Origin of the sequence: Actinomycetospora chiangmaiensis DSM 45062 (assembly GCF_000379625.1) — a bacterium.
GTDB classification, from domain to species: domain Bacteria; phylum Actinomycetota; class Actinomycetes; order Mycobacteriales; family Pseudonocardiaceae; genus Actinomycetospora; species Actinomycetospora chiangmaiensis.
In genome coordinates this window covers 518,492-535,888 of record NZ_KB903218.1, presented here as the reverse complement: position 1 = coordinate 535,888, position 17,397 = coordinate 518,492, and the positions used below count along the sequence as shown (strand labels likewise).

At 74.1% G+C, this 17,397-nt stretch carries 9 protein-coding genes; 3 read left to right on the top strand and 6 right to left on the bottom strand.

Annotated features, from left to right (window positions below; genetic code table 11):
* Positions 1–11 precede the first annotated feature (11 nt).
* Positions 12–2,225, top strand: a complete 2,214-nt coding sequence (glgX, locus tag A3CO_RS0107200; RefSeq protein WP_018331570.1) for a glycogen debranching protein GlgX — start codon at positions 12–14, stop codon at positions 2,223–2,225.
* A complete protein-coding gene (treY, locus tag A3CO_RS0107195; RefSeq protein WP_018331569.1) occupies positions 2,222–4,606 on the top strand; it encodes a malto-oligosyltrehalose synthase in 2,385 nt (794 codons plus the stop codon). The genes glgX and treY overlap by 4 nt, the downstream gene beginning before the upstream one ends.
* A gap of 87 nt (positions 4,607–4,693) precedes the next feature.
* On the opposite strand, the gene A3CO_RS30615 is transcribed toward treY, so the two are convergent.
* From A3CO_RS30615 to A3CO_RS35435, 4 genes are all read right to left on the bottom strand, one after another.
* Positions 4,694–5,428: a ferric reductase-like transmembrane domain-containing protein gene (locus tag A3CO_RS30615; RefSeq protein WP_018331568.1), complete on the bottom strand. Its 735-nt coding sequence runs from the start codon at positions 5,426–5,428 to the stop codon at positions 4,694–4,696.
* Between the two features lie 4 nt (positions 5,429–5,432).
* The gene (locus tag A3CO_RS0107185; protein WP_018331567.1) at positions 5,433–5,681 is read right to left on the bottom strand and encodes a hypothetical protein; all 249 of its coding nucleotides are present in this window, start codon (positions 5,679–5,681) and stop codon (positions 5,433–5,435) included.
* A gap of 118 nt (positions 5,682–5,799) precedes the next feature.
* Complete coding sequence (locus A3CO_RS0107180) at positions 5,800–6,840, bottom strand: aldo/keto reductase (RefSeq protein ID WP_018331566.1); 1,041 nt, start codon at positions 6,838–6,840, stop codon at positions 5,800–5,802.
* A 53-nt stretch (positions 6,841–6,893) separates the two neighbouring features.
* Positions 6,894–11,768: a SpoIIE family protein phosphatase gene (locus A3CO_RS35435; protein ID WP_084681598.1), complete on the bottom strand. Its 4,875-nt coding sequence runs from the start codon at positions 11,766–11,768 to the stop codon at positions 6,894–6,896.
* 101 nt (positions 11,769–11,869) lie between these two features.
* Between A3CO_RS35435 and treZ the strand changes: the two genes are divergently transcribed.
* Positions 11,870–13,606 (top strand): malto-oligosyltrehalose trehalohydrolase, encoded by a 1,737-nt coding sequence (treZ, locus tag A3CO_RS0107170; RefSeq protein ID WP_018331564.1) that lies wholly within the window; start codon positions 11,870–11,872, stop codon positions 13,604–13,606.
* A 65-nt stretch (positions 13,607–13,671) separates the two neighbouring features.
* Here the strand turns inward: treZ and acs are convergent, their stop codons facing one another.
* Entirely contained in the window at positions 13,672–15,594 is a 1,923-nt protein-coding gene (acs, locus tag A3CO_RS0107165) for an acetate--CoA ligase (RefSeq protein ID WP_018331563.1), read from the bottom strand.
* Positions 15,595–15,674: 80 nt separating this feature from the next.
* Positions 15,675–17,288 (bottom strand): hypothetical protein, encoded by a 1,614-nt coding sequence (locus A3CO_RS0107160; RefSeq protein WP_018331562.1) that lies wholly within the window; start codon positions 17,286–17,288, stop codon positions 15,675–15,677.
* Positions 17,289–17,397: the final 109 nt, after the last annotated feature.

Genomic DNA, 17,397 nt, shown 5'->3' with positions numbered 1-17,397 from the left:
GAGGAGAATCGATGCAGCCCTGGCCGGGCACGTCCTACCCGCTGGGTGCCACCTACGACGGGGCGGGCACGAACTTCGCGCTGTTCAGCGAGGTGGCGACAGGGGTCACGCTGTGTCTCTACGATCCTGACGGCACCGAGACCTCGATCCCGCTGCCGGAGCGTGACGGGTTCGTGTGGCACGGCTACCTGCCCGGCGTCGTGCCCGGGCAGCGCTACGGCTACCGCGTGGACGGCCCCCTGGCCCCCGAGGCGGGCCAGCGGTGCAACCCGCACAAGCTGCTGATCGACCCGTACGCGAAGTCGATCGACGGGAGCCTGGGCCAGACCTACGCCTGGGACGAGAGCCTCTTCGGCTACCACTTCGAGAACCCCGACGAGGTCAACCACGACGACTCGGCGCCGCACGTGCCGAAGGCGGTCGTGGTCAACCCGTTCTTCGACTGGCACGACGACCGGCCGCCCCGCACGCCCTACCACGAGACCGTGATCTACGAGGCGCACGTCAAGGGGCTGACCTACCAGCACCCGGACATCCCCGAGGAGATGCGCGGCACCTACTCCGCCGTGGCCCACCCGGCGACGATCTCCCACCTGCAGCGGCTCGGCATCACCGCGATCGAGCTCATGCCGGTGCACCAGTTCGTGCACGACGACGCGCTCGTCCAGCGCGGTCTGCGCAACTACTGGGGCTACAACACGATCGCCTTCTTCGCCCCGCACTTCGGGTACGCGAGCGTCGGTCCGACGGGGACCACCACGCCGGGCTCGCAGGTGCAGGAGTTCAAGGCGATGGTGCGCGACCTGCACGCGGCCGGCATCGAGGTGATCCTCGACGTCGTCTACAACCACACCGCCGAGGGCAACCACCAGGGCCCGACACTGTCCATGCGCGGCATCGACAACCAGGCCTACTACCGCCTCGTCGACGACCAGCCGCAGTACTACATGGACTACACGGGCACCGGGAACTCGCTGAACGTCCGGCAGCCGCACACCCTGCAGCTGATCATGGACTCGCTGCGGTACTGGGTCACCGAGATGCACGTCGACGGCTTCCGGTTCGACCTCGCGTCCACCCTCGCCCGCGAGTTCTACGACGTCGACCGGCTGTCGACGTTCTTCGACCTCGTCCAGCAGGACCCGGTGATCTCGCAGGTCAAGCTGATCGCGGAGCCGTGGGACGTCGGCCCCGGCGGCTACCAGGTGGGCAACTTCCCGCCCGCGTGGACCGAGTGGAACGGCAAGTACCGCGACACCGTGCGCGACTTCTGGCGCGGCACGCCCGGCACGCTGGGCGAGTTCGCCGCCCGCCTCACCGGCTCCTCGGACCTCTACCAGGACGACGGCCGCCGGCCCTACGCGTCGATCAACTTCGTCACCGCGCACGACGGCTTCACCCTCAACGACCTCGTCTCCTACAACGAGAAGCACAACGAGGCGAACGGCGAGGGCGGGCAGGACGGCGCCGACGACAACAACTCGTGGAACTGCGGCGTCGAGGGCCCGACGGACGACGCGGCGGTGCTCGAGCTGCGGCAGCGCCAGCGCCGGAACTTCCTGGCGACGCTGTTCCTGTCCCAGGGCGTGCCGATGGTGCTGCACGGCGACGAGCAGGGCCGCACGCAGGACGGCAACAACAACGGCTACTGCCAGGACTCCGAGATCTCGTGGATGGAGTGGGCGCCCGAGAAGTCCGACTCCGAGCTCATGAGCTACACCTGTGAGATCTCGGCCCTCCGTGCCGCGCACCCCGTGTTCCGTCGGCGCCGCTTCTTCAACGGCCGCGAGATCCGTCCCGCCGCCCCCGGTTCCTCGGACGAGCCGCAGCGCGACATCGCCTGGTTCGCGCCCTCCGGTGAGGAGATGAACGACCAGGACTGGGAGGCCGGGTCGGCGGCGACGCTGACGGTGTTCCTCAACGGCGACGGGATCCTCGAGGCCGACCAGCGGGGCCAGCGGGTCGTCGACGACTCGTTCCTGCTGGTGTTCAACGCCCACTACGAGGACGTGGCGGTCACGCTGCCGGGCGAGGGCCTGCCCGACCGGTGGGCCACCGTGCTCGACACGGTGGACGGGACGGTGGTGGTCGGTACCGCGCGGTCGACGGCGCAGACCACGGTCGACGCGCTGCCCGACGACCTCGAGACCGTCGGCGGCGGGGACACCGTGACCCTCACGGCGCGCTCGATGCTGCTGCTCCAGAAGACGGACGCGGGCGCGTGAGCAGCCGTATCCCCTCCTCCGGGGCCAGCTCCGCTGCGCTGCGTGTCCCGTCCTCGACGTACCGGCTCCAGCTCTCCCCCGAGCAGGACTTCGCCGCGGCGACCGACCTCGTCGGCTACCTCGGCGACCTCGGCGCGGGAGCCCTCTACTGCTCCCCGCTGCTGCAGCCCTCTCCCGGCTCCATGCACGGCTACGACGTCGTCGACCCCACGCGGGTCAACGACGAGCTGGGCGGCGAGCAGGCCCGCGTGGCGCTGATCGGGGCGTTGCGCGAGGCGGGCCTGAAGGCCCTGATCGACCTGGTGCCGAACCACATGGGCGTCGCGGTGCCCCCTGCCAACCCGTCGTGGTGGTCGCTGCTGCAGCTCGGACCGGAGTCGCCGTACGCCTCCTGGTACGACGTCGACCTCTCGGTGCCCATCCTCATCCCGGTCCTCGGGTCGCCGGAGGACGTCGAGAAGCTCGAGATCTCCGACGACGGCTCCGAGCTGCGGTACTTCGAGCACCGCTACCCCGTGGCCCCCGGCACCGGGGAGGGCTCGCCGCAGGAGGTCCACGAGCGCCAGCACTACCGGCTCGTGCACTGGCGGCGCGGCAACGCGGAGCTGACCTACCGACGGTTCTTCGACGTCTCCGACCTCGCCGCCGTCCGCGTGGACGACCCGGCGGTCTTCGACGCGACGCACGCCGAGGTGCTGCGCTGGGTCGGCGCCGACCCCGACGTCGTGAGCGGCCTGCGGATCGACCACCCCGACGGGCTGACAGCTCCCGGGGCCTACCTGCGTCGGCTGCGCGAGCGGCTGGGCGACGACGCGTGGCTGCTGGTCGAGAAGATCACCTCGCTGCGCGCCGACGGCGCCACCGAGGCGCTGCCCGCGTCCTGGCCGGCCGACGGGACGACGGGTTACGACGCGCTGCGGGAGGTCTGCGGCCTGTTCATCGACCCGCGCGGCGAGTCGCTGGTCGAGCAGATCGCCGCCGAGCACACCGGCGAGCGCCAGCGGCTCTCCGTCGCCGAGCACACGGCGAAGCGGCTGGTCACCGACGAGATCCTGCTGGCCGAGGTCCGCCGGATCGCGGCGCTGGTGCCCGCGGGCGAGGAGCCGGCAGACGTCGTGCAGGACGCCGTGGCGGAGCTGCTGGCCGCCTACCCCGTGTACCGGTCCTACCTCCCGGAGGGACGGGCCGACCTGGAGCTGGCGGTCGACACGGCCTCGAGCGCCCGCCCCGAGCTGGCGCCCGTGGTGCGGCGGATCCGGGCGGCCATGATCGCCGACCCGGACGGGCCGCTGACGCTGCGCGTCGAGCAGACCAGCGGGATGGTCACCGCCAAGGGCGTCGAGGACACGACCTTCTACCGGTGGAACCGGTTCGTGGCGCTGAACGAGGTCGGCGGCGCCCCCGACCGGTTCGGGGTCTCCCCCGCCGAGTTCCACACGGCGGCCGCGCACCGCGACGCGGCGACCCCGTTCGCGATGACGACGCTCTCCACGCACGACACGAAGCGCTCCGAGGACGTCCGCGGCCGGCTGGCGGTGCTCTCCGAGCTCACCGCGGAGTGGGGCGCGTTCCTGCGGGCGCAGTCCGCGCGCCACCCGCTGCCCTCGCCGTCGCTGGAGCTGCTGGCGTGGCAGTCGGCGATCGGGGCCTGGCCGCTGACCGAGGACCGGCTCGGCGGCTACCTGACGAAGGCGTCCAAGGAGGCGAAGCTCGTCACCGCCCACGTCGACGCGAACGCCGAGGTCGACGAGCAGATCGCGGCGTGGCCGGGCCAGGTGCTGGGCGACGCGGAGACGGTCGCCGAGATCGAGACGTTCGTGGCGGAGATCGACGCGCACGGCCGGTCGAACTCGCTCGGACAGAAACTGCTCCAGATCACCGGGCCGGGCGTGCCCGACGTCTACCAGGGCACCGAGCTGTTCGAGTACTCCCTGGTCGACCCGGACAACCGGCGCCCCGTCGAGTTCTCCCGCCACCGCGAGCTGCTCGCCCGGATCGACGGCGGGTGGCTCCCGCCCGGCGACGACCCGGACGGCGCGTCCAAGCTGCTCGTGACGGCGGCGGCCCTGCGGCTGCGCCGGTTCCGGCCCGAGCTGTTCGACGGCTACACGCCCGTGCCCGCGTCGGGTCCCGCGGCCGAGCACGCGGTGGCGTTCGCCCGCGGTGGGCCGGCCGGGCGGGAGCGCCTCGTCGTCGTGGCGACCCGGCTGCCCGTCGGGCTCGCCGCCGCCGGAGGGTGGGCCGACACGGTCCTCCCGCTGCCCGGCGGCGCGTCGGACTGGACCGACATGGTCACCGGCGAGGCCGTCGACGGTGCCGCCCCGGCCCTGTCGGACCTGCTCGCCCGCTACCCCGTGGCGCTGCTGGTCCGCCCGGCCTGAGCACGGCCCGCCCGCGAGGGCTACGTCAGGCAGGATTCGACGCTCCGGGTCCTGCTCCACGTCACCCTCGCGGCGCGGGTCGGACCCTCAGCGGCGCGGCTTCGGCTCCAACGGGACCACGCGGCGGGCCGGGCGCACGGCGGGCAGTACCTCGGTCTGCGCGTCGACGGGCGACATCGTCTCGGTGACCGCCTCGTCCGGCCTCGCCGTTCGGGCGATCGGCACCTCCCCCGTCACGGCGCGGATCGCCTCCTCCGGCACCCGCCCCCGCTCGGAGACCGGGATCGAGGTCCGCCGTGTGTCGCGGCGCCGGTAGAGCAGCGCGACCACGATCGCGAGCGTCGAGACCAGTGGCACCACGAGGGTCCACCACGTCGTCCCCCGGAACGACAGGTTGAGCACGGCGTGCGCGACCACGACCGGCCAGCACAGGTACGACGACCAGTGCACCCAGAACCACACCCGCCGCGGGATCCGCGACCGGAGGACCGACGTCAGGATGATGGCGATGATCAGGTCGGTCGCGACCGTCCCGAGGGCCGCGCCGATCGGGTTGTACAGCGCGATGCCGGGCACGAACACGTCGACCACGCGCAGGTGCACGTAGTCGGTGACCAGCACCGTCACCACGTGCAGCACCACGAACACGACGGTGATCAGTGACAGGTTGCGGTGCAGCGCCACCAGCACGAACCGGGGCAGGCCCAGCTCGGCGTTCTTCACCACCGAGGTGTTGTGCAGGACCCCGAGGACCACGACGAGGCTGAGCAGCAGCAGGCCCATCGCGCCGAGGGCCCGCGAGACGAACCAGAGTTGGAGCACCCCGTCACCGCGTGAACGGCGTGTAGACGAGCGGCCCCTCCTGCGGGCGCGTGTACTGGTACTCCAGCGGCGTCACCCGCGGTACGTCGGGGGCGGAGGCGGTCGCGGAGATCGCGGCCTGCAGCCCGACGGTGAGTGCGGCGGCGATCGCGGTGATCCACGCGGTGGTCTCGACGATCATGCGCTTGTTCGTCTCGTGCTGGGACTTCTTGCGCGCGCCCGTTCCCGCCCGCACCGCTCCCGAGGCCGCCACGCCCCCAGGATGCCGGATGAGGTCCGGGTGAGATCACCCGAGGGCCGCCCAGCACCGGGCCTCGTGGGCACCCGGGGTCGGCGACGCGACCCGGGGTGCTCACGAGCCCGGTGAGGTCCTAGCCGAGCAGCGTCGCGTCGGCGGGCGAGAGCCGGTCGGTGATCGTGTTCTTCTGGTGCCAGTAGGGGTAGAGCAGCGGCATCGCGGAGACCTCGTCGAGGCGGCGCATCTCGTCGTCGGTGAGCGCGAGGTCGGCGGCGGCGAGGTTGTCGGCGAGCTGCTCCTCGGTGCGGGCGCCGATGACGAGGGACGTCACCCCGGGCTTGTGGAGCAGCCAGGCGTTGGCCACCTGCGCCACCGACACGCCGTGGGCGTCCCCGACCTCGGCGGCGACCTCGATGATGTCGTAGAGCCGCTCCCGGTCGTGCACCGGCGGCTCGGACCACTCGCCGAGGTGGCGCGAGGTCTCGGGGTCGTCCTTCCCACGGCGGAACTTGCCGGAGAGCAGGCCGCCGGCGATCGGGCTCCAGACGAGGATGCCGAGGCCCTGGTCGACCGAGACCGGGACCAGCTCGTTCTCCGCCTCGCGGGCCTGCAGGGTGTAGTGGATCTGCTGGGAGACGAACCGCTGGAACTCGCCGCGCTCGGAGACGCCCAGGGCCTTCATGATGTGCCAGGCCGAGTAGTTCGAGCAGCCGATGTAGCGGATCTTGCCCTTGCGCACGAGCGTGTCGAGCGCCTCGAGGGTCTCCTCGAGCGGGGTCTGCCCGTCCCAGCCGTGCAGCTGGTAGAGGTCGATGTGCTCGACGCCGAGCCGGCGCAGGCTGTCCTCGCAGGACCGCACGATGCGGGCGCGGGAGGCGCCGCCGTCGTTCGGGCCGTCGCCCATCGGGAATCGCATCTTGGTGGCGAGGTAGACGTCGTCGCGGTGGTTCTTCGTGGCCTCCCCGACGATCTCCTCGGACTGGCCCGCCGAGTACATGTCGGCGGTGTCGACGAGGTTGACGCCGTGGTCCACGCACATGTCGATCTGCCGGGTGGCGCCCTCGACGTCGGTGGTGCCGAGCTGCTCGAACATGCCCCGGCCGCCGAAGGTCATCGTGCCCATCGTCATCGTCGAGACCTTGAGTCCCGACCGGCCCAGCTGCCTGTACTCCATGCCGGTCGGATGCCCGCCACCGGACGTCCCCGAACAGGGCCGGCGGTCACCGCTCAGGGGCGGGCGGCGGCCTCCCGCGGCGCGGCCAGCCCGCTGAGCGCGAGGACCCGGGCGGCGGGCCCGGTCTCCGGCAGCACCAGCGTCGCGCCGGCGTCGGCCGCCGTGAGCAGCACGCCGATGCCCGCGCTCGCGAGGTAACCGATCCCGGTGACGTCGACCGACCACGTCGGCGCGGGCGGGGTGGCGACGACCCGGGCCAGCACCTCGGCCCCGGCGAGATCGAGGTCCCCGGCGACCCGCACCGTGCCGCCGTCGACCGTCACCGCCACCTCGCGGTCGGGCGCGGACGCGGACGCGGGCACCTCGCGGTCGCTGCGGCCCGAGCGCCGGGCCGGCGGCACCGTGAACGACACCGTCGTGCCGCCCGGCCCGGCGTCGAGCACGACGGCGGAGGCCAGCGCCCGGATCAGCGAGAGGCCACGACCACGGTGCCCGGGGTCGGTCGGGATCTCCCGCCACGTCCCGTGGTCGGACACGTCCACCACGACGCCGCCGTCGGGCTGGACCGTGAGGGAGACGGTGACCTCGGCGTCGGCGGGCGGGACCGTGCCGTACGCGTGCTCGACGGCGTTCGTGGCGGCCTCGCCGAGCGCGAGCTGGAGGTCCTCCGCGACCTCGTCGCGCAGCCCCGCCGGGCCCGACCACGCCCGGACCGCGCGGCGCATGCGGGCCAGCTCGGTGGGATCGGCCGGGAAGGTGCGGGTCATGGGCGAGGGCGCCAGCCGCAGCACGACGACCGCCACGTCGTCGATCGCCTCGCTCGGCGCGAGCGCGTCGAGCAGGTAGGTGGCCGTCGGCTCGGGCGCGACGTCGGGTCGCGCCACGGCGACGGCGACGAGGCGGTCGAGGCCCTCGTCGAGCGACTCGCCGCGGCGTTCCACGAGCCCGTCGGTGTAGAGCACGAGGTCGTCGCCGTCGCGGATGGTGACGACGCCCTCGGTGCGCGGCACCCGGGACTCCTGGGCGAGGCCGAGCAGCGGGCCGTGTCCGGCGGAGTCGGTCAGCAGCCGGGGCCCGGCGTCGTCGACGAGCAGCGCGGGCAGGTGTCCCGCGCGGGCCCAGCGGACCTCGCCGCTGTCGGTGTCGACGAGCACGCAGATCGCGGTGGAGGCCCGCGCCCCGGGCACCCGGGCGACGAGCCCGTCGAGCAGGTCGAGGGCCGGCCCGGGGCCGTGGCCCGCGAGCAGGTACCCGGACAGGGCGGTGCGCAGCTGGCCCATCACGGCCGCCGCCGCGGTCCCCTGGCCCACGACGTCGCCCACCACCACGGCCACATGGTGGGAGCCGACCTCGACGACGTCGTACCAGTCGCCGCCCGCCGAGGTCCCGACGGCGCCGGGCAGGTAACGCACCGCGACGGGGAGGCGCGCCACCTCCGGGAGTGCCTGCGGCAGCAGCGAGCGCTGCAGGGTCTGGGCGATCTCGTGCTCGGCCCGGAAGAGGCGGGCGCGGTCCAGGGCGACCGCGCAGGGCTCGGCGAGCGCCAGCAGCGTCGTGCGCTCCCCCGCGTCGAGCCGGCCGAGGACGTCCCGGCCGACGGCCAGGGCACCGACGACGTTGCCCGCCGCGATCAGCGGCACGGTCACCACCTTGCGCATGCCCCGGGCACGCATGAGGGCCACCAGCTCCGGGTCCTGCGCGTCCTCGGGCTCGCCCGGCTCGGGCTCGTGGACCCAGATCGAGCGCTCGGAGCGCACGGCGCGGGTGAGCAGGGTGTCGGTGTCGAGGGACACGACGTCACCGTTGGACCGCGGGTCACGCGCCGGCGGACGGCGGGTGACCATGCGCAGCTCGCGGCCGGCGCGGTCGTACTCGAAGACGGCCGCCTGGGCGTCGTCCCCGAGGAGCTCGACGACGTGGTCCATCATCGCCCGGCCGACCTCGGCCGGGGTCGCCGCCGCGGAGAAGGCCGCGGTGGCGTGCTGGACGATCGCGAGCCGGTGCGCGGCGCTGCGCTCGTCGGCGTAGAGCAGCGCGTTGTCCAGGCTCGGGAGGGTGCGGCCGACCACCTCGTCGACGACCCCGCGGTCGGCCTCGGACCAGGGCGCGACGGTCGGGTCCCGCTCGAGCACGAGCACCCCGATGGTCCGGTCGCGCACCCGCAGCGGACGCACCAGCCGGTGGGTGTCCCCCGCGGCGCCGACCTCGCCGCTGTCGTCGATCTCGACGCGGTCGGCCAGGCCGGCGTCGCGCAGGACCCGGGCGAGCTCCCGCAGCCGGCCCGCGACGGTGTCGGTGGACTCCATGCCGGCACCGACCTCGGCGAGCAGCCGGGCCCGGTCGGCCTCCCGCAGGCGGGTCTCCACGTCCACGGCGGCCCCGACCCAGCCGGTCGCGCGGCCGTCGGGGCCGGGCACGGGCGTCGCCTGCTCGACGAGGCGGTGGTACGTGCCGTCGACGTGACGGAGCCGGAAGTCGGTCTCCCAGCTGCGCCCCTCGGCGCGGGCACCCTCGACCGCCTCGTCGTAGCCCGCGCGGTCGAGCGGGTGCATCCCCGTGACCCAGCCCTCGCCGAGCTCGTCGGCCCGGTCGCGCCCGGTGAAGCGGGTCCACCCGGCGTTGAGGAAGACCCGTCGACCGGCGGCGTCGGAGACCCAGATCATCGCCGGGGCGAGGTCGGCGACCGCGGTGAAGCGGGCCTCGGCCTCCCGCCGGGCCCGTCCGAGCTGCAGGTGGGCCTGCACGCGGGCCTGCAGCTCGCCGGGGGCGAACGGCTTGACGAGGTAGTCGTCGGCCTGGGCGGCGAGCCCCTCGACGGCGGCCTCCTCCCCGGCCCGCGCGGAGAGCAGCAGCACCGGGACGCGGGCGGTGCGCGGGTCCGAGCGCAGGGCGGAGAGCAGACCGAGGCCGTCGCGGCCCGGCATCATCACGTCGGAGACGACCATGTCCGGCGGGTCGGCCAGCGCCAGCTCGAGCGCGGCGTCGCCGTCGACCGCCGTCACCACGGTGCAGCGGGGGGCGAGCAGCCGGCTCACGTAGGCCCGCATGTCGGCGTTGTCGTCGGCCACCAGCACCCGGCCGATCACCGGCCGGTCGGGGTCGGGCCTGCCCGCGGTGGGTCCGGCCGGGACCCAGAGCTCCGCCTCGTCGACGAGCGCCCGTCCCCGGTCGGAGTCGTCGGACCCGTCGTCCGGGACGTCCCCGGTCTCCTCGCCGGTCGCGCTGACCGGCATCGAGACGGTGAAGGTGGTCCCGACGCCGAGCTCGCTCGCGACCTCGACCGACCCGCCGTCGTACTCGACGAGCTCGCGCACGAGCGCGAGCCCGATCCCGCTGCCCTCGGCGCTGCGGGCCCAGGTGCCCTCGATGCGGTGGAACCGTTCGAACAGCCGCGGCAGCTCGTCGGCGGCGATCCCGATGCCGGTGTCGGACACGGTGAGCACCGCCCGGTCGTCCTCCCGCCGCAGCCGGACCGCCACGGTGCCGGCGCGCGTGTACTTGAGGGCGTTGGCGACGAGGTTGAGCACGATGCGCTCCCACCCGACACGGCTGACGGCCACCGGGGTCCCCCACGGCGACGCGTCCACGACGTAGTCGAGGCCCGCGCGCTCCATCGCCGACGCCACCATCCCGGCGACGTCGGCGGTGAACCGGCCCAGGTCGAGGGCGCTGCGGCGGGGCTCCGCGCTGCCCGCCTGCAGCCGCGCCACCTCCAGCAGGTCCCCGACGAGCCGGGTCAGCCGCCGCGTGTTGCGGGCGACGACCTCCAGGTCGCCCCGGGCGCGCGCCGGGCCGAGCTCGGGGTCGGCGAGCAGGCCGTCGACCGGACCGGAGATCAGGGTCAGCGGGGTCCGCAGCTCGTGGCTGGCGTCGGCGAAGAACCGGCGGCGCGCCTTGTCGAGCTCGGCGAGCGCCTCGGCGCGGCGGCGCTCGGACTCCGCCGCGCGGGCGTCGAGCACGCCGGAGGTCACCTGACCCGCGACGAGCTCGACGAAGTCGCGGTAGAGGTCGTCGAAGGCGAGGAACCGGGAGAGCCCGACGACGAGCACGCCGAGCACGTCGTCCGGCGCGGCGCCCGGCGGGCGCAACGGGACGAGGACCGCCCGGTCGCAGACGTCGGGCACCGTGGCTCGCACGTCGGCGGGCAGCTCGACCTGCACGGTGCCCTGCCGGGCGCGGTCCAGCGCCCAGGGCCCGGCGTCGTCGAGGGTCGCGGTGACGGGCGCGCCCGGTCCGCCGCGGCGGGTGCCGATGGCGGCGGCGAGCTGCAGGTCGTCGCCCTCCTGCAGGTAGACCAGCCCGAACGGGATGTCGGCGTGGTCGCCGCCGAGCACGTCGACCGCCGCGTCGGCCACCTGCCGCGTGGTGCGGGCCAGGGTCATCGCGCTCGCCAGGTCCCGCAGGAACGCCATGCGCCGCTCCGAGAGCACCCGCGGTGTCGTCTCGGCCACGGCGCAGAACAGGCCGTGGACCTCGCCCTGCTCGTCGACGAGCGGGCTGTAGGAGAACGTGTGGTAGGTCTCCTCGGGCCAGCCGTTGCGCTCGAGGTAGAGCAGCAGGTCCTCGTCCCAGGTCGCCTCACCGCGCTCGGTGACGGCCGTGACCTGCGGCCGCACCGCGTCGTAGATCTCCGCCCAGACCTCGCGGAACGGCCGTCCCAGCGCCCACGGGTGCTTGGCGCGCAGCGTGTCCCGCCGGTAGGCGTCGTTGTAGAAGAACGTGAGGTCCGGGCCCCAGGCCATCCACATGGAGAACCGCGAGGTCAGCAGCAGCCGGACGACGGTGCGCAGCTCCTGCGGCCACGACCGCGAGGGCCCGAGGGGCGTGGCGGCCCAGTCGACCTCCGCCATCGCCGCCGCGACGTCACCGTCCGCGGCGAACAGGGGATCGACCTGCCCCACGTGCGCCTCGTCCGATGCGCCTGCCATCCGTGCTGCTCCTCCGTGCCGTCGCCGACCGACCCTAACGCCGCGAGCGTGTACCCGGTTCACGCAGCGACGCGTCCTCCGGACCGGGATCATCACGTGTCATGACGGGACTGGGCGTCGACGGGACGTTCGCGGTGTGGGCTCCGACGGCGGACTCGGTGTCGGTGGTGGTCGACGGGACCACCCGGCCCATGACCGTCGAGGGAGGGTGGTGGACCGCCACCGTCGACGGCGCCGGCCCGGGCAGCTCCTACGCCTACTCCCTGGACGGCGCGGACCCGCTGCCCGACCCGCGGTCCCGCCGGCAGCCCGACGGCGTCCACGCCCCCTCGCAGGTCTGGGAGCCTCCGGGGCTTCCCGACGACGGGTGGACGGGGCGGGCGCTGCCCGGTGCGGTGATCTATGAGCTGCACGTGGGGACGTTCACGCCCGGGGGGACCTTCGACTGCGCGGTCGACCGCCTCGACCACCTCGTCGACCTCGGCGTGACGATCGTCGAGGTGCTCCCCGTGAACGCCTTCGACGGCACCCGCGGCTGGGGCTACGACGGCGTGCTGTGGTTCGCGGTCACCGAGAACTACGGCGGCCCCGACGCCTTCCGCCGGTTCGTCGACGCCTGCCACGACCGCGGCCTGGGCGTGGCGCTCGACGTCGTCTACAACCACCTCGGGCCGTCCGGCGCCTACCTCGACCGGTTCGGGCCCTACTTCGCCGGGTCCAACGACTGGGGGTCCGCGCTCAACCTCGACGGTCCGGACTCGGATACCGTGCGGGCCTACATCCTCGAGAACGTGACGATGTGGTTCGTCGACTTCGGGGTGGACGCGCTGCGACTCGACGCGGTGCACGCGCTGCGCGACACCCGGGCGACCCACCTGCTCGAGGAGATGGCGGTCCACGTGCAGGGGCTCGAGGCGGCGCTGGGACGCCCGCTCACGCTCATCGCCGAGTCGGACCTGAACGACCCCCGGCTGGTCACCCCGCGGGAGGCGGGCGGCTACGGGCTCGACGCGCAGTGGTGCGACGACATCCACCACGCGCTGCACTCCACGCTCACCGGCGAGACCCAGGGCTACTACGTCGACTTCGGCGACCTGGAGACCCTCGGCCGCGTCCTGCGCGAGGCCTACGTGCACGCCGGGACCTGGTCGACGTTCCGCGTCCGCACCCACGGCCGCGCCGTCGACCTCGACCGCGTGCCCGGCTGGCGCTTCCTCGCCTACCTGCAGGACCACGACCAGGTCGGCAACCGCGCGGGCGGCGACCGGCTGTCCGCCTCCCTCTCCCCCGGCCGCCTGGCCTGCGGAGCGGCACTGGTGTTCTGCTCGCCGTTCACACCGATGATCTGGATGGGCGAGGAGTGGGGTGCGTCCACCCCCTGGGCGTTCTTCGTCGGCTTCGAGGACCCGGGGTTGCAGGACGCCGTCCGGGAGGGGCGCCGGCGGGAGTTCGCCGAGCACGGCTGGGGCGCCGAGGAGGTCCCCGACCCGACCGACCCCGCCACGTTCGAGCGCTCCCGTCTGGACTGGGCGGAACCCGAGGAGGGCCAGCACGCCTGGCTGCTCGAGGTCTACCGGTCCCTCATCGCCCTGCGGCGCACCGAGCGGGAACTCGCCGACCCACGCCTGGACCGGGTCCACGTCGACGTGGACCCGGCCGCCCGCACCCTCGTCGTGCACCGCGGGGCCCTGCGGCTCGTGGTCAACCTCGGCGGCGGGGAGGCCACGGTGCCCCTCGACGGGGCGACCGACGTCCTGTGGGCACCGTTCGAGGTGGGGCTCTCCGAGGCCGCGGTGGTGCTGCCCGCCGAGTCGTGCGCGGTGGTCCGGACGTCGTAGCCCCCACCGGATGGCAGCGAAGCGTCACTGCTTGCACCCAGTGCCAGGAAATCCGGCTCCGTCGATCAGCCCCGCAGCGCCGCCCGGGCCTGGTCGAGCGCCGCCGGGTCGACGATCGACGTCGTGTCCCCCGGCTCCCGGCCGGACGCGAGGTCGAGCAGCAGGCGGCGCATGATCTTGCCGGAGCGGGTCTTCGGCAGCACCGAGACCACGTGCACCTGCTGCGGCCGGGCGACCGGGCCGAGCTCGCGGGTGACGTGCGCCCGCAGGTCGGCGGTGAGGTCCTCGTCGGGCGCGCCCTCGCCCCGGGTCACGACGAAGGCGACGACCGCCTGACCCGTCGTCGGGTCCGGCGCCCCGATCACGCCGGCCTCGCCGACGCGCGGGTGGCTGACGAGCGCGGACTCCAGCTCGATCGAGGACAGCCGGTGGCCGGAGACGTTCATGACGTCGTCGACCCGGCCCTGGAGCCAGACGTACCCGTCGTCGTCGATGCGGGCGCCGTCGCCCGCGAGGTACCAGCGCTGCGCCCGGAAGCGTTCGAAGTAGGACGACACGAAGCGGTCGGGGTCGCCCCAGACGGTGCGGGCCATCGACGGCCAGGGACGGTCGACCACGAGCAGGCCGCCCTCGTCGGGGTCGGCGTCGGTGCCGTCCTCACGGACCACCCGGACCGAGACGCCGGGCAGCGGCCGCGTCGCCGAGCCCGGCTTCAACGTCGTCGTGCCGGGCAGCGGGGCGACCATCGCGGCGCCGGTCTCGGACTGCCACCAGGTGTCGACGATCGGGCAGCGCCCGCCGCCCACGTGCTCGTGCAGCCAGCGCCACGCCTCGGGGTTGATGGCCTCGCCGACGCTGCCGAGCAGGCGCAGCGCCGACAGGTCGTGCCCGTCGGTGATCCCGGTGCCCCACGTCATGAACGTGCGCACGAGGGTCGGCGCGGTGTAGTACACGGTGACGCCGTAGCGGGCCATGATCTCGAAGTGGCGGCCGCGGTGCGGGGTGTCCGGCGTGCCCTCGTAGAGGACCTGGGTGACGCCGTTCGCGAGCGGGCCGTAGACCTCGTAGGTGTGCGCGGTGACCCAGGCCAGGTCGGCCTGGCACCAGTAGACGTCGTCGTCGCGGTGGTCGAAGCACGCCCAGGCGGTCCACGCCGTCTGCGTCAGGTAGCCGCCCATGGTGTGGACCAGGCCCTTCGGCCGGCCCGTCGTCCCGGACGTGTAGATGAGGAAGAGCGGGGTCTCGGCGTCGAACGCCCGGGCCTCGTGCGTGGTCGGCTGCGTCTCGACGACGTCGTGCCACCAGACGTCGCGGCCCTCGGTCCACGGCACGTCCTGCGCGGTCCGGCGGACGACGAGGACGTGCTCGACGTCGGTGCCCGCCACCGCGTGGTCGGCGTTCTCCTTGACCGCGATCGCCTTCCCGCGCCGGTACTGCCCGTCGGTGGTGACGACGACCTTCGCCCGCCCGTCGGTCACGCGGAACCGCAGCGCCTCGGCCGAGAACCCGCCGAACACCAGCGAGTGCAGCGCCCCGATCCGCGCGCACGCGAGCATCACGACGACCGTCTCGACGAGCACCGGCAGGTACACGACGACGACGTCACCGGTCCCGACGCCGAGCCCGGTCAGCGCGTGCGCGGCCTGCGCCACCCGGCGCTGCAGGTCGGCGTAGGTGACGGCGACCCGGTCCCCCGGCTCGCCCTCCCAGTACAGCGCGACCTTCTCCCCGCGCCCGGCGGCGACGTGCCGGTCGACGCAGTTGTGCGCCACGTTGAGCCGACCGTCGGCGAACCAGGTGACGAACGGGTGCTCCGTCCCGTCGTAGCCCTGCGTCGGCTCCCGCTCCCAGTCCAGCTCCCGGGCCCGGGCGAGCCAGAACGCGTCGAGGTCGGCGTCCGCCTCGGCGCGTAGCCGCGTCTCGTCGTCGGCGGTCACGTTCGCCCGGGCGGCCAGCGCGGCGGGCGGGGCGTAGCGGTCGTCGTCCATCCCGGATCGATGCCCCCTCCGTGGCAGCAACGCGTCGTTGCCGGCGTCCAGTGGGAGGAACACCACATCGTGGCTCCGGCTCAGCACCCCGCCGGGAGATCGCGCCGCACCCAGAGCGACCCCGCCCTCGTCGTCGCCACCTGCCGGAAACCGGCTCCGAGGGCGACCGAGGTGGGGCGCCAGGCGTCGTCGGCGGGATCGGGGGTCCCGACGACGAGCACGCTGTCGAGCGGGTAGCCCGCCCGCATCGCGCCGGCCAGGTCGACGTCGGGCGGCACGGACTCGAGCGCGTCCTGGCTCGGGGCGAGCACCGGGACGGCGCGGGCCCGGTCCGTGTAGCCCCAGACGTAGTAGGACGCGGTCCCCGACACGTTGCCGAGGTCCAGCAGCCCCGCGTCGGCCGCGACGTACCCGACGAACGACGAGTCGGGGCGCAGCGTCACCGCCCGGTCGCGCCCGTCGTCGGTGTCGAGCTGCACGATGGTGGCGCCGTGCGGTGCACAGGCGCTCATCGACCGGATCTCGGCGAGACGCTCGCCCTCCGCGCGCAGTGGGCCCGTCCGGACGACCACGAGCGCCACGGTCACCCCGACGGCCGCGGCGGCCGCGACCGCCACCACGGCGGTCCCCGTCCGGGCGAGCCGCGACGAGCCGTCGGCGAACGTCCCCCGCGCGCCGGCCTGGGCCCCCACCCACGCGGTGAGCAGGACCGGCGGCAGCACCGCGAGCCGGGTCGCCGCGAGGCTGACCGACCCGATGCTCTCGGGGGTGACCACCGCGATCACCTCGAGCACGAGGGCGGCGACCAGGAGGCCGTCGATCCGCCGGAGCCACGGTGCGCCGGTCACCCGACGTCGGCGGACCCGCTCCGCGACCACGAGGACGACCGCGACGACGAGCAGCACCGTGAGCACCCGCACCAGCTGGTACTCCCACCGCGACCAGCTCGCGACCGCCTTTGTCAGGTCCGCGGCGCGGGCACCCCCGCCGAACCAGCGGCTGGAGATCCCGCCGTCGCTCCCGCCGGTCGCGGCGAAGCCGAGCGTCAGCAGCGCCACCACCGCGACCCCGGGACCGGCGGACCGCAGCGTGCGACGCATCCCGACCCGGACCAGGAGGACCGCGACGACGGCCACGACCGCCGACAGCGCCGGGATCAGGTGGGTGAACCAGGTCAGCGCGAGCAGCAGGGCGAGCTGGACCGGCCGAGTGCGGACGGGGCGCAGGGCGACGGCGATCGTGATCACGGCGAGCACGACGGCCGCGGCGAAGCCGAGCAGGCCCGCCATGAGGCTCACGTTCGCCGCGAACGGCAGGGCCAGGGTCGCGGACCACCACGGCGCCCCTGCCGCTCGCGCGAGCAGCAGCACCGCCCCGGAGAAGCCGAGCACGACGACGACCGCCAGGCCCCGGACGACGACGTCACCGTCGAGCACCGGGGTCAGCACCAGCGCGAGCGCCTCGACGGTGAGGTTCGGCGCGAGGACCGGGCGCCACGTCAGCAGGTCCCCCCACCGGCCGTCGACCAGGCCGCGCAGTGCGGTCGCGGACGACAGGTGCAGACCGCCGTCCATCAGGACGAGTTGGCGCGGGATCGCGAGGCCCGCGACCACGACGGCCGTCACCGCGGCGTGGGGGACGAACCACCATCGTGAGCCCGACGACGGCTCGACGTCCTCCGTCGACCGGCGCATCCGCGGGATGCGCCCGACCCCCGTGTCGTGTCCGGCCGTGACTCGACGGCTCGTTGCCGAATCTGCGTGCACGTACGCCCCCCGGCGTCCCCACCCGGTCGTGGACGAC

What these genes read in the sequence shown, in the direction of transcription:
- A3CO_RS0107160 (WP_018331562.1), bottom strand. Translation starts at nt 17,288, where the DNA reads ATGCGCCGGTCGACGGAGGACGTCGAGCCGTCGTCGGGCTCACGATGG.
- A3CO_RS35435 (WP_084681598.1), bottom strand. Translation starts at nt 11,768, where the DNA reads ATGGCAGGCGCATCGGACGAGGCGCACGTGGGGCAGGTCGATCCCCTG.
- treZ (WP_018331564.1), top strand. Translation starts at nt 11,870, where the DNA reads ATGACGGGACTGGGCGTCGACGGGACGTTCGCGGTGTGGGCTCCGACG.
- acs (WP_018331563.1), bottom strand. Translation starts at nt 15,594, where the DNA reads ATGGACGACGACCGCTACGCCCCGCCCGCCGCGCTGGCCGCCCGGGCG.
- glgX (WP_018331570.1), top strand. Translation starts at nt 12, where the DNA reads ATGCAGCCCTGGCCGGGCACGTCCTACCCGCTGGGTGCCACCTACGAC.
- A3CO_RS0107180 (WP_018331566.1), bottom strand. Translation starts at nt 6,840, where the DNA reads ATGGAGTACAGGCAGCTGGGCCGGTCGGGACTCAAGGTCTCGACGATG.